This window comes from Clostridium tetanomorphum (assembly GCF_017873215.1).
Taxonomy (GTDB): Bacteria; Bacillota; Clostridia; order Clostridiales; family Clostridiaceae; genus Clostridium_AO; species Clostridium_AO tetanomorphum.
In genome coordinates, this window is record NZ_JAGGKA010000021.1 from 53,309 (window position 1) to 67,163 (window position 13,855).

Consider the following 13,855-nt stretch of genomic DNA (forward strand, 5'->3'; position numbering starts at 1 on the left):
ATTATTATTTATAAATTGAAGGTTATAATATATTCTTAAAATAAATTATCACTTACAACTCCATTGCCACCAAATATTATACAATTTTTGTATCCCTTTGAATATACATATTTACTTTGCTCAGATAAATTCATCACATTGTTAACTAATAGTATAGGTGCGTTGCTATTAGCTGCATATACACTTCCAACTAACGAATCTGGGAAACTTATTCCTGAAGCTATTGCAATAGTATCTCCCTTTATATCAAAACTTTTTAATACATTCATATTTGTTTTATATCTATCTGTTCCGCTAATTCTTACTATATTGCCATCATTTAATCCAGTAATATTACTTACAGCACTTTTAACATTTTTACTTACTACACCTTCTCCACCTATAATATAAACTTTAGATGGACTTACATTTTTTATATATTGTTCTGCATCTTTAGATAAACTATTCTTACTAGTAAGTATTATTGGATATTTATTTATTTGTGCTATACTTGCTGCGCTTAAAGCATCAGCAAATCCTTCTCCACTAGCTATTATTATGGGGGTTCCTTTTGCTAAATTTAGTTTAGCATTAGTTTTAATGTTAGTGTCATATCTATCTTTTCCTTCCATTCTCTCTATATTCTTAACTCCTAAAGATTTTATAGAGTCTACAACTGTATCCCCTACTGCGCCTTTACCTCCAACTACAAATACCTTACCTTCTTTTATCATGTGCTCTTTTATATATGATAAGGCTTCCTTATCATATTCTGGATTATTTCCTACTAAAAGAACAGGTGCCTTTAAATTGTTACCTAAAATACTTGCAGATATTTGATCTGTATAATTATATGCATTTGCAATAACTACATTAAGGGTTTCCTCACTATATAACTTTTTAGCTATAGACGCTGCTGTTTCAAATCTATTTGCCCCTGACAATCTAGTTTTATTTTCTATTTTAATCTTATTAATTTCAGAAGCTTTTCCTACTAATACATCTATAGTAATACTAAGATTTGTTCCTTTAACTTTAGCAATTATTTTTCCAGATGCATCTTTATCTTTAGTATGTAAAACACCATTCTCATCTACTGTTCCAATTTCTTGTGGAACTTGCCATAAAATATCACTGCCTTTTAATTTAACATCCCTTTCTTTATATTTACCAGATATACTTATAGCTTTATTGGAATTTTTATTAATTTTAATATTATTTATACTACTATGTATCTCATCTGGTTGAACAATTTCTACCCATGTTCTTCCCACTATCTTTCCATCATAATATACTAATATTTCAACTTGTCCAACTTTTCCATTTGATGTGAATACTCCATTTTTATCAATACTCCCAAAAGACTTATCAGAAATTGCCCAAACTACTCCCTCATAAGGTAGTGGTGCTGGCAATCCAATTTCATCCATTCCTATTGCTTTAAAATTAATAGAAGATCCTGGAGTATAACTCTTATCAAAAGGTTCAATATATGCTTGTGTAAATCCTTTATTTGATTTCACCTTTGTTACTGCTAACCATGAATTGCCAACACTTCTTTCTCTTCCATCTGAAGGTCTATTCCATACAGATATGTTATCATTGGCAGGTTTTTTAGCAACAAAAGTAGTTGATCCCCCTCCATCTAGATTTAAAGCTTGTACAGCTCCCATATCTGCCATTAAATAAGCTAAATCTTTAATTGATATTCCTGCGGAGTAAGGTTCTTGCTTTCCATCAATGGCTACAAAAAATACTGTTCCATCTGCCTTTATACCTACTGCTGTTCTTGGTTCTCTATATGCCCCTATAGGTGGTGTTTGATAAACATGTCTATCTTTCACAAGTATGGCATTACCTCCTAATGCCTCTTCCAAATTATCTTTTACCTCATTATACTTTTTACCATCACCAATTATAGGAGTTCCATCCTTTAAAATGCCAAAGAAATTCCACTCTGCTGCATGGGTTGGCTTTACTGCTCTTCCATCCTTATAAACTATACCAATTGGTTCTCCAGTTACCATATAGTAAAAATCTCCATTAACAGCTGCTATTACATGTTCTTCTTCGGATTGTTCTGCTTTCGCTTGTAAAGACACAGCTTGCATAGAATAAGCATCTCTGTTATGCGGAGTTCCAGCTTCAATACTTGCATTAGGATTTTTTGAATCCACCTCCACTACAAACATTTGTTGCTTTTTACCATCTTTGTCCCTAAAAGTATATACTTTTTGTGTTATACCTGGAACTATATTTGTTTTTTGTTCATTAATTCCTTTAGATATAAAACTAGATTTTATATCAAATTCCCCTAATGCTTGTACACTAATTGGAGTAACCATATTGGCAAGCAATGCTGTTATAATTACAGTACTCCTAATCTTTTTATTAAATTTTCCATAGTTTATCATTGTGATTTTCCTCCCATATTATTAATTGTCTATAAAAACTCTTACTTGTGCCACTAATTATTATATAACAAAATCCATATGTTTTGGATACAAATTACTAAATGTAAGATTTAAAAAATTAAACCCTATGCTATTGTTAACTTAGCATAAGGTTTAATTTTTTATTTATATTACAATTTACTTATAGTTTTAATAACATTCTCTTTTTTAAAAGGCTTTATAATAAAACCTTTCGCTCCTTCCAATATAGCTCTCTTTACCCATGTTTCTTGTCCAATAGCAGATATCATAATAACTTTAGCATTTGAATCATACTTCTTTATTTCTTTAAGAGCATCAACACCATTCATATCCGGCATAGTTATGTCCATAGTTACAATTTCAGGTTTTAAAATCATATACTTTTCTATTGCTTCTATTCCATTTGAAGCTTCCCCAACTACTTCAAATTCATTTTCTTCAAGCATTTTTCTTAAAGATACCCTCATAAACTGAGCATCATCAACAATAAGAACTTTCCTCATTAAAATTTCCCCTTTCTTTTATCTCTATATACCCATTAATTATTATATAATTCTACATTAAAAGAAAAAATCATTCTTTTTAATAAAAAAAATTACATAATTATTGCAAATATATAATTAATTATCCTATAATAAATAAAGTAAAGCTAAAAATTAATCTTTTAAGGAGGACAAATGGAGAACTATTTTATACCTATTAAATATGCATTCATAACTTTTCCATTTATAGCATTATTATTTATAGTTCCATTTGCAATATATCAATATAGAAAACATGGATATATAAATAAATTTAGAGTTTTTATCCTATATTCATTTTTATTATTTTTAATAACTTCCTATTATTTAGTAATACTACCTTTGCCTAGTACTAGGGATATCCTTAGTATACAAAAACCAGATACAAAACATTATCAATTAATGCCTTTTAATTTTATATTTGATATTTTAAAAGAAACAACAATTAACTTTAGAGATCCTTTATCATATATAAATATTTTAAAAGAAAGAGCCTTTTTACAAGCAGCTTTTAATGGAATTTTGCTTCTTCCACTGGGAATTTATTTAAGATATTATTTTAAAAAAACATTAAAACAAACTTTACTAATTACTTTTCTTTTTTCATTGTTTTTTGAATTAACTCAGCTTACAGGATTATATGGTATATATAACGCTCCTTATAGAATCTTTGATGTTGACGACTTAATTCTAAATACTTTTGGTGGATATATTGGGTATTTAATAGCACCATTATTCACTTTTTTTCTTCCAGATGCATCAAAACTTGATGAAAATATAAATTTAAAAGAATATAGAGTAAGTTATTTTAGAAGAATTATTGCTTTTTCAATAGATTGGCTCATAATGGGAATTTTTATAAATAAAAATCGTATTTTATCTGAAACAATTTGGTTATTTGTTTACTTTATTTTAATTCCTTATCTTATAAATGGAAAAACCTTGGGTAAATGGATACTAAGAATAAAGGTTTCAGGAATTGGTAAAAAATTAACCTTCAAAGAAATTTTCATAAGATATACTATATTATATTATGGAGTGTTTGGAATAAATAAAATTATGTTACAAGCAATTACATTAAATAAAATATACTCTTACAATCATTATGTAATTTATATTATAATTTTCATTCTATTTATAATTAACATTTTGCTTTTTATTCATATTGTACTTACTCTTATAAAAAGGGACAGACTATTTTATGAAAAAATAAGTAAAACAAAAGTAAGTATTATAGAATAAAAATATTAAGACTACTTTATTTTTCATTATTTTATTTACTTTAACATCATTTATATGTTATTAACAAAAGGATTTCATATAATAATAAAGACATTTCTATTATTATATGAAACCCTAATAGTTAGAATTAATTTAAAAGCAATTTATATTAACCTCTTAAATATTTACATTGAATGTTATTTTTATACCATTATCTTGCAAATATTATTTGTAAATTCTACTGGATCGTTTATTTCTAATCCTTCTATGAGTAATGCTTGATTATACAATAAATCTGTATATAATTTAAGTTTATCTTTATCTTTTTCATAAGCTTCCTTCAATGATTTGAATACAGAGTGATTTATATTTATTTCTAAAACTTTATCTGCTTTTATATTTTGATTATTAGGCATAGAATTTAATACTTTTTCCATTTCAATTGTAAGTTCACCATCATTTGATAAACATACTGGATGATTTTTTAATCTTTTTGATGCCCTAACGTCTTTAACTTTATCTGATAAAATATTCTTCATGCATTCAAATAATTCTTTATTTTCCTTGTCATCTGATTCAGCTGATTTTTCATCTTCTCCTACATCTATTCCCAAATCACCACTTGATATAGATTTAAATTCTTTTTCTTTATATTTTATCATCATTTTTATAGCAAATTCATCTACATCATCTGTAAAATATAATACTTCATATCCTTTATCTAATACAATTTCTATCTGTGGTAATTTCTCAATTCTCTCATTAGATTCTCCTGCAGCATAATAAATATACTTTTGATCTTCTGGCATTCTTGAAACATACTCATTTAAAGTTACCATTTTCTTTTCTTTTGAGGAATAAAACATCAACAAGTCCTGTAAAACTTCTTTATTTATTCCAAAATCACTATAAACACCATACTTTAACTGTCTACCAAAGGATTCATAAAACTTTTCATATTTATCCCTGTCATTTTTTAATAAATTTTCTAGTTCATTTTTAATTTTAGTTTTTATGTTCTTAGCGATAAGTTTTAATTGTCTATCATGTTGTAATATTTCTCTAGATATGTTAAGAGAAAGGTCTTCAGAATCTACTATACCTTTAACGAATCCAAAATAATCAGGTAATAAATCTCCACATTTATTCATAATCAAAACACCATTTGAATATAATTCTAAACCTTTTTCATATTCTTTGGTATAAAAATCATAAGGTGTTTTTTCTGGAATAAATAAAATTGCATTATAGCTTACCGCCCCATCAACACTAGTATGAATATACTTTACTGGTTTATCAAATCCATAATGTTTTTCAGAATAAAAGTTTTCATAATCTTCTTTAGTAAGCTCATTTTTGTTCTTTCTCCATATAGGAACCATACTATTTATAGTCTGTTCTTCTATATATTCTTCGTATTCTGTTTCACTATTCTCCTTAGGCTTTCTTGTAGTTACATCCATTTTTATTGGATATCTAATAAAGTCAGAATACTTCTTAACTATGGATTTTAATCTATATTCGTCTAAATATTCATCAAAATTTTCATCTTCTGTATTAGATTTTATCTTAAGTATAATTTCTGTACCATTAGATTCTTTATCACAAGGTTCAATAGTATATCCATCTATCCCTTTAGATTGCCATTTGTAAGCCTCATCGCTACCAAAAGCTTTACTTATAACAGTAACTTCTTCCGCCACTAAAAATGCAGAATAAAATCCTACACCAAATTGACCAATTATATCATATCCATCTTTTAATTCATTTTCTTTTTTAAATTGTAAAGATCCACTTTGTGCTATAACACCAAGATTATTATCAAGTTCTTCTTTCGTCATACCAATACCAGTATCAGAAATTTTTAATATTCTATTTTCCTTATCAGTAGTTAACTTAATATAATAATCATCTTTTTTAAAGTTTAAAGAATCATCAGTTAATGCCTTATAATAAATTTTATCTATTGCATCACTAGCATTTGAAATAAGTTCCCTTAAAAAAATTTCTTTATGCGTATAGATTGAATTAATCATAATATCTAATAATCTTTTGGACTCTGCCTTAAACTGTTTCTTTTCCACTATAACTCTCTCCCTTCAAATTAAAAAGTGCGGTAAGAATGTTTTCCTCTGTTTATACTAGAGAAAAGCTTAAATTATAAAAAATAAATAACAAACAACGAAGGCTTTTCTTGAAAGAAAAGCATTAAATCACATTTTACCTTATGCTAAAGAAATGCTTGCTCATTTATTATTTTTCAAATTGTTAGCACTCACAATAGTTAAGTGCTAACAATTTTTATATACCATACTTTTGAACCTTTGTCAATATTTCTGATAAAATTTCAGAGATTTCGCACCAAAATTCCAGTTAAAATTTTATTTTTACTGGAAATAGTAATAAGCCTTATCATCTTTTTTATATTAATAAAATACAATATAAAGATGCCCTTTTCTTAATAATTTGGAAAATATAGATTAGTTTTTAATTAGTTTTTAATCAGCTTTTAATCCTGCTCCACATAGGGGGATTATAACTTTTTCCTTAAAGTTATGATTATTTTCCTTATTGTAATTAAAGAAACCTGCAAAAGTTGCAGCAGTGGTTGGTTCTACATAAAATCCTTTCTTAGCTAGATAGTTTCTTGTTTCAACTATTTTATCTTCCGGTGCAATAATGATTTCACCCTTTGTATCTCTTATTGCTTCAAGTATTTGTTTCCCTCTCATTGGAGCTGCAATAGCAATTCCCTCAGCTACAGTGCCTAAATTAGTTGTTTCTTTAACTAAATATCTCCCCTCTTTAAAAGCAGTATAGATTGGAGAACAACCTTCAGCTTGAACAGCAATAATCCTGGGCATTTTATTAATAAGTTTAAGCTCCATTAGCTCTTTAAACCCATAATAACATCCTAAAACCAAAGTACCGTTTCCTACTGGAATTACTAACGCTTGTGGTATTTGTCCATTTAATTGCTCATAAATTTCATAGGCATAGGTTTTTGTGCCTTGATAGAAGAATGGATTATATACATGGCTAGCATAAAAACCTTCTCTTCTTTCAGCAGCCTCTAAAGCTGCCTTTGCAGTATCCTCTCTAGTGCCAGGAATAACATGAACTTTTGCACCATGAGAAGAAATCATCCTAATTTTTTTAGTAGAAGTACCTTCTGGAACATATATATCACATTCAATACCTGCTCTATTTGCATAAGCTGCTATGGAATTACCTGCATTTCCACTGCTATCTTGAATAACTTTTTTCACTCCAAGCTCCTTTGCCTTTGCTATAAGTACTGCTGCTCCTCTGTCTTTAAAGGATAACGTAGGCATCATATAGTCCATTTTTACTAACAAGTTTGGATTATCTTTGTCAATTGGAACTAGAGAAGTTAGCCCTTCCCCCATGGAAATGTCTTTCCATAAAGTAAAGTTATCATCAAAAGGAAGTGCCTTTACATATCTAAACAAACTCCATTCAGTATTTAAAATATCTTCTTTAGTAAATTTAAAATTAAATTTTTCAAGGTCTAACATGCCACCACAATCACATCTAAAAACAAGAGTTTTAGGATCATATTTTTTTCCACATTTATTACAAACATAGTTAATACTCATATAATCATCCCCTATTAAATTATTATATAATTGAATTTTTTTTAATCTCATCTAAATAACTGTAAACAGTTACCTTAGATATACCTAATTTCTCAGCTACTTTTTCAATTGCTCCCTTAATAAGAAATATTCCTTTTTTATCCATAAATTTTATTAAGTCTATCTTTTGTTTTCTTTTTAAGTTATCAATATCATTGGTACCAATAATTTTATCTATTAAGTCATCTACTATTTCTATTACATTATCAAAAGGCTCCACCTCTTCTTTAATTTTTTCTTGTTTAACATTCACAAAATCATCTAAAAACTCCTTCATATTCTTCATTATTTCTAAATCGTAATTTACACATAGCGCACCAATAACTTTTCCTTTAGAATTTCTAATAAGAGCAGTAGAGGATTTTATTTCTTTACCTTGTTCAGTAACAAACTTATAGTTTGCAGTATAATCTCCGTGAAACTCTTTTGATAGCAAAACTTGTTTAACTAAATGATCAAATGCCTGCCCAATCTTTCTTCCTGTTACATGGTTATTAACAGCATAAACTACTGAATTCTGTGGCATAGATAAATCGTGAATTACAACCTCACAATTCTTACCAAAAGTTTCTGCTATCAAATTAGCAGTAGGTATAAATCTTTCTAATTCTTTATTTAATTGAACCAATAAACTCAACTCCGATTATATAGAATTCAACTTTAAAATATGCATTTACATAAAAAATTATATATCTAACCTATACAAATATATAATTTTTTATATATTTGTTCTGTATTTATATATCATTATATAACTTTTTATATAAAATTCAATATTTTATATAAAAAATTATACATAAAAATCATTTCACCATATGAAATTTATCATCAACATTTATAGTTCCTTTATTAAAAAAACATATGAAATTCATGTAAATCTAACAATTGCCTATTGTGATATTAAATATATTTTTATTTTTTTATTATACATATTTGTGTAAAAAATTGATGTTTTATTTAATTTTTTGTAAAACCTTACGATTAATATAATAATCTTAATTAATAAATGAAAATGTGAGGGATTGCTATGGAAAATTTAAATAAAATGGTTACAACAATAAATAATCTAGATACTCTGGTTTCTATCTATGACAAAGTTAATCTAAATATTTATATAGAAACAGAAGAATATATTTATTATATTGATGCCTCACAAGACTATAAATTATATAGAATTTTTAAATATGATGGAAAAAAAGAAACCATAGTAGACTATAAAGTAGAAAATTTTGTTATAACAAAAAATAATATTTTTTATACTATAAAGCATGAAAGAAAAATTACATTGATTAAATGTGATTTAGAGGGAAAAAACACCTATATTGTATGTAAATATCTATCTTATTCTAATGCTTATTGTATTCATAATGAAATTATCTATTATTGTGAGAATCACAACTTTAGAAATTATATAAAATCTATGCCACTGAATAATGGAATTATTTCCACAATACATGAATCTGTTGGATGCGTTTGTGATTTACACTATTTTGAGGATCATATATATTATAGAAGAAAAAATTATCCTTACAAAGGCGAAGAAGTTTTAAAAAAAATTAATATAAGTAGCAAACCAAAAGATGATGTAGTAGAAACTTTCTATAATGCAGTATACTTTTATAAAAATTATATGATATACAAATGTAAAAATTCTAGCTTAGCAGTTATAAAAAATTTAGAAACTGGAAAAAAAGTTTATGAAATGAACCAGTGTAATAATACATTAGGCATATTTGATAAATATATCTTGTTTACTTATGAGGGTTTTACTGACGTAGAAGCTAAATATGTAAAAAATATGCTTTATATGCTTAATATAGAAACATTCAGTGTAAGCAAATTAACAGACTGTAATGTTTCAAAAGCTCAGATTATAGATAATTATATTTATTATAAAATAAAAGATAAGGATTCTAAAATCTACAGGCAAAATATAAATGGTGAAGATAAAAAAGTTATTAATTTATCAAATAAATACAGTAGTATGAAAGCATTAAATAAACTATTATTTATGATTAAATAATAAATTATAAATTTATCTAACTTACTATATATTCCCCTTATTATATAAATAACCTATGATCAGGATAAATAAGCCTTTTCATAGGTTATTTTGATTTTTGAGAGATTTTTAACTTCTCTTCGTATATATAATTGAAGAAACAGAAAGGAGAATCTTATGCATGGTTAATAAAGAAAATTTCATAATTAAACTAAAAGAAAATAATAAAGATGCACTTCAATATATTATTGATAATTTTACTCCTCTAATATTTACAATATGCAAAAGTATAATAGGAGAATATGGCACTTTAGAAGATGTGGAAGAATGTGTTAGTGATATATTCATTTTTCTATGGAATAACAAACATAACTATTCAGAAGAAAAGAGTAGTTTTAAAACCTGGATAAGTGTTATTGCTAAGTACAAAAGCATTGATTTTAAAAGAAAATTAATTAAAAAATTAAATTTTGAAACTAATTTTCAGGAAAGTAGTTTTATATATAAAAATGATGTAGAAGATGAACTTATGTCTAAAGAGCTAAACAATAAGATTATACTTCTTGTAAACAGCTTGAAAACTTTAGATAAACAACTATTTATAAAAAGATATTTTTTAAATCAAACAATAGAGGATATTGCAAAGGAGTTTAATCTTACAAGACAAGCAGTAGATAACAGACTATATAGAACACGAAAAATATTAAAGAAAAACTTAGTTTATGAAGTTAAGGAGGTATTATAATGAATAGTAATGATAGGATATTCCTTAATATGATAGAAAATTTTAATGAAGATGAGCTAAAATCTCTTATTAATGATTTGGATACAGATGGATCTGTTGAAATTCCTCAAGAAAGTTTAAATAAAATAAAAGAAAAAACATTAAATAAAGTGGATAACTCATCTGAAAATACTATAAAGAGCAAACTTAAAAAGCACTCTATCTCATCCAAGAAAAAACTTTATATTGCCGCAGCCATATGTTTTTTACTGCTACTTCCTTTTTCCGGCAAAGTAATTGCAGATATAAAAAAAGCTTTTAAATATGCTCCAGGGACTAATCAAATAATAGAAAATGAGCAAGATACCAATATGTATATTCTACAAGATACAATTAAAGTCTTCACTAAAAATGGATATGTAGAACTTTTATCCGTAACAATAGATGATGACAAAAAAGTTATATATTTATCTGCAAGAGGGGAAGAAAAAAATATAGGTAATATTCCAAGTTTCAATGTAGAAGATTTTAAATCAAGTGTAAAACTAAATAATGAAAAAATTATAAAATTCAATAGTGGCTCTGTAGGCTCTGGTGGTGATACTGATTCTTTTCATTGGGAATGTAACTTTTCCACTGACTCTAAAAATAATAAAGATATATCTTATAATCCTGGGCAAAAGATTGAAATTCAATTAAAAATTCCCAATGATGGTATAGTAAATATACCAGTCATCTTAAAAAAAGCAATAAATTATAAGGAGTATAGTGAGCTTGGTCCAACTTGTGAAAAAAATGGTATAAGTATTACCGCTATACCTAACTGGATGGACAATAAATTAAAAATTAACCTTTTAACTTCTAAAAGCAAAAATTTTTATATAGAAAGCTATGGTGCTAATCCAAACTATGAAAATCAAGAATGTGATTATATAGGTATTTTAAATCAACCAATAACTTTAACAGATAGCAAAGGAAAATCTTATAAAATTTCTGCTCCTGAAAACTATGCTCCTCCACTAAGTGAGTTTTACATCAATATAGATAAAAATAACAAAGCATATTATAACCTTAATATTCCTTATATCATGATAAGGCATAATGTTAATATACGTCATAGCTTTACTCTTCCTAATTTTGGTAAAAAAATCACTTTTAATAATGAGGTAATTTCTTTAAAAGATAATTATAAATTTAAAGTATTATCCTTAGAAAGATCCAAAAAGAATGAAGTTATAATTGAAGTAGATACTGATTATGATGAAAATAAATTAGATTCTATATTCAATATACATCTAGGATCAGATCATACTAAATTATTTGGTAAACCAGACTATAACAATTGGAGTTGTGACTACTTTGAAGGTACTAATAAGAAAGCTATAGGAAATTTAAAGAAGTGGACTATAGAACTTAATCACCCTAATTCATCTAAACTTAACCTATATATAGAGGGATTTTCTACCATTAAGAAAGGACCTTGGGTTATTCCCATAGATACCAATAAAGTAATTAAATAGTGTTTAGACTTAAAAATTTTATAAAATTATAGTATATTCTCTTTTAATATGCACATAATATTAGCATAGAGAGGTGATTAGCAATGGGTAAGGATTTTAAAAACAATTATTTAAGGTTAGTCCGAAAATAATTTTAAAGTCTCCATGGTTTCACTAATCTTGTTGCCAGAAAGTATTAATACTTTCTGGCTTTAATTTGTATATATACAACTTTTATTTATAAGTAAAAAACAATTTAGAAGGGAGGAAATTCAATGACGTTATCTCCAAATTTAAATGAAAATATAAATTTAGTGAAGCAGCAATTAGCAATAGACAAAAGCTTTGATATAGTAGGTAGAAATATTACCATAGGAAATGTAAATGCCTACTTAGTTTTCATTGATGGGTTTGCAAAAGATCAAATTTTACTTTTCATACTAGAAAGACTTCAAAATTTAAAAAAAGAAGAACTTTCTAGTGATGCTATAACTAAGCTTATTCAAACTGAAATTGCATATATAGAAGTAGAGATATTTGATACCTTAGACCCAATGAAAACCTCAGTACTTTCTGGTGGGGCTGCTTTATTTATAGATGGACAAAATAAAGGAATTTTACTAGATGTGAGAGAATATCCTGTAAGAAGTCCTCAAGAACCTGATTTGGAAAAGGTCACAAGAGGATCTAGAGACGGCCTTGTAGAAACTATTGTTTTTAATACAACATTAATACGAAGACGAATCAGAGATCCTAAGTTAATATTTGAACTAAAAAGCATAGGAAGTCAATCAAAAACAGATGTGGCAATTGGATATATTGACAATGTGGTAGATCATAAACTATTAGATGAACTAAAAAACAAACTAGATGAAATAGACATAAATGCACTAGTAATGGCAGAAAAAACTCTTGAAGAACTTTTAATTAAAAAGAAATGGTATAATCCCCTTCCTCAGGTTAGATTTACTGAAAGACCAGACGTTGTAGCTGCCCATCTTCTTGAGGGACACATTGCATTAATAGTAGATACTTCTCCAAGTGTAATACTTTTACCTGTAACAATATTTCATTTTACTCAACATGCAGAGGATTACTATCAAAATCCTTTAGTAGGTACATATTTAAGATGGATAAGATTTTTTGCTATGTTTTTAGCCTTTATAATTTCACCTTTATGGCTGCTTTTAGTCTATAATCAAGAGTTTTTACCCTCTTGGCTTGCATTTATAGGTCCTAAAGAAGTAGGCCATATACCTCTTTTTATACAATTTATTCTTTTAGAATTTGGTTTAGATTTTTTAAGAACTGCATCTATACATACTCCTAATACATTATCAACATCACTTGGTATTATAGGAGGTTTAATATTGAGTGAATTAGCCGTAAAAGTTGGCTGGTTTGTTCCAGAAACTATATTATATATGGCTATTGCTGGCATAGGTACATTTGCATCACCAAGCGTTGAATTCGGTATGGCAATTCGTATTTTTAGACTATTTTTAATACTATCAACAGGCTTATTTAAAACACTAGGCTTCTTTATAGGATTAACAATTGTTTTAGCAATAATCTGTACAACAAAAGCTTTTGGAAACCAATCATACCTGTGGCCATTGATACCCTTTGATAAAAAAGCATTTTTAAATATGTTTTTAAGAAGACCAATACCTGAAATCAGAAATAATAAAAAATCTTAATCTATATTTAATTTCATTATATGGTTTAGTAACATGTTTACATTGATTCGCAATTATATTAAACTGTTTACTACAATTCAATAAAGTTGTATGTGGGCAACTGGTATCCCTATTC

At 26.9% G+C, this 13,855-nt stretch carries 10 protein-coding genes; 5 read left to right on the forward strand and 5 right to left on the reverse strand.

Annotated elements, in window-relative coordinates; genetic code table 11:
* Nucleotides 1-35: 35 nt before the first annotated feature.
* Nucleotides 36-2,393, reverse strand: coding sequence for a cell wall-binding repeat-containing protein (locus J2Z24_RS17325; RefSeq protein WP_051593342.1), 2,358 nt, complete (start codon nt 2,391-2,393; stop codon nt 36-38).
* A 170-nt stretch (nt 2,394-2,563) separates the two neighbouring features.
* Nucleotides 2,564-2,917: a response regulator gene (locus J2Z24_RS17330; protein WP_035149392.1), complete on the reverse strand. Its 354-nt coding sequence runs from the start codon at nt 2,915-2,917 to the stop codon at nt 2,564-2,566.
* A gap of 174 nt (nt 2,918-3,091) precedes the next feature.
* Here J2Z24_RS17330 and J2Z24_RS17335 point away from each other — a divergent pair, with 174 nt between their 5' ends.
* Entirely contained in the window at nt 3,092-4,177 is a 1,086-nt protein-coding gene (locus tag J2Z24_RS17335; protein ID WP_035149389.1) for a VanZ family protein, read from the forward strand.
* 182 nt (nt 4,178-4,359) lie between these two features.
* Here J2Z24_RS17335 and htpG read toward each other — a convergent pair whose 3' ends face one another.
* The 3 genes from htpG to J2Z24_RS17350 form a co-directional block, all read right to left on the reverse strand.
* Nucleotides 4,360-6,240, reverse strand: a complete 1,881-nt coding sequence (gene htpG, locus J2Z24_RS17340) for a molecular chaperone HtpG (protein WP_035149386.1) — start codon at nt 6,238-6,240, stop codon at nt 4,360-4,362.
* 414 nt (nt 6,241-6,654) lie between these two features.
* Nucleotides 6,655-7,776 carry a threonine synthase gene (locus J2Z24_RS17345; RefSeq protein ID WP_035149473.1) on the reverse strand — a complete coding sequence of 374 codons (1,122 nt, stop codon included), beginning with the start codon at nt 7,774-7,776 and terminating at the stop codon, nt 6,655-6,657.
* A 22-nt stretch (nt 7,777-7,798) separates the two neighbouring features.
* Nucleotides 7,799-8,443: a helix-turn-helix transcriptional regulator gene (locus J2Z24_RS17350; protein WP_035149383.1), complete on the reverse strand. Its 645-nt coding sequence runs from the start codon at nt 8,441-8,443 to the stop codon at nt 7,799-7,801.
* A 399-nt stretch (nt 8,444-8,842) separates the two neighbouring features.
* On the opposite strand from J2Z24_RS17350, the gene J2Z24_RS17355 reads away from it, so the two are divergent.
* The 4 genes from J2Z24_RS17355 to J2Z24_RS17370 all read left to right on the forward strand — a co-directional run bounded on the left by J2Z24_RS17355 (nt 8,843) and on the right by J2Z24_RS17370 (nt 13,740).
* The gene (locus J2Z24_RS17355; RefSeq protein ID WP_035149380.1) at nt 8,843-9,838 is read left to right on the forward strand and encodes a DUF5050 domain-containing protein; all 996 of its coding nucleotides are present in this window, start codon (nt 8,843-8,845) and stop codon (nt 9,836-9,838) included.
* 160 nt (nt 9,839-9,998) lie between these two features.
* The gene (locus J2Z24_RS17360; RefSeq protein ID WP_035149377.1) at nt 9,999-10,562 is read left to right on the forward strand and encodes a sigma-70 family RNA polymerase sigma factor; all 564 of its coding nucleotides are present in this window, start codon (nt 9,999-10,001) and stop codon (nt 10,560-10,562) included.
* Entirely contained in the window at nt 10,562-12,061 is a 1,500-nt protein-coding gene (locus tag J2Z24_RS17365; protein ID WP_035149374.1) for a hypothetical protein, read from the forward strand. The genes J2Z24_RS17360 and J2Z24_RS17365 overlap by 1 nt, the downstream gene beginning before the upstream one ends.
* A 254-nt stretch (nt 12,062-12,315) precedes the next feature.
* Nucleotides 12,316-13,740: a spore germination protein gene (locus J2Z24_RS17370; protein WP_035149371.1), complete on the forward strand. Its 1,425-nt coding sequence runs from the start codon at nt 12,316-12,318 to the stop codon at nt 13,738-13,740.
* Nucleotides 13,741-13,855: the final 115 nt, after the last annotated feature.

What these genes read in the sequence shown, in the direction of transcription:
- J2Z24_RS17325 (WP_051593342.1), bottom strand. Translation starts at nt 2,393, where the DNA reads ATGATAAACTATGGAAAATTTAATAAAAAGATTAGGAGTACTGTAATT.
- J2Z24_RS17330 (WP_035149392.1), bottom strand. Translation starts at nt 2,917, where the DNA reads ATGAGGAAAGTTCTTATTGTTGATGATGCTCAGTTTATGAGGGTATCT.
- J2Z24_RS17335 (WP_035149389.1), top strand. Translation starts at nt 3,092, where the DNA reads ATGGAGAACTATTTTATACCTATTAAATATGCATTCATAACTTTTCCA.
- J2Z24_RS17345 (WP_035149473.1), bottom strand. Translation starts at nt 7,776, where the DNA reads ATGAGTATTAACTATGTTTGTAATAAATGTGGAAAAAAATATGATCCT.
- J2Z24_RS17355 (WP_035149380.1), top strand. Translation starts at nt 8,843, where the DNA reads ATGGAAAATTTAAATAAAATGGTTACAACAATAAATAATCTAGATACT.
- J2Z24_RS17360 (WP_035149377.1), top strand. Translation starts at nt 9,999, where the DNA reads ATGGTTAATAAAGAAAATTTCATAATTAAACTAAAAGAAAATAATAAA.
- J2Z24_RS17365 (WP_035149374.1), top strand. Translation starts at nt 10,562, where the DNA reads ATGAATAGTAATGATAGGATATTCCTTAATATGATAGAAAATTTTAAT.
- J2Z24_RS17370 (WP_035149371.1), top strand. Translation starts at nt 12,316, where the DNA reads ATGACGTTATCTCCAAATTTAAATGAAAATATAAATTTAGTGAAGCAG.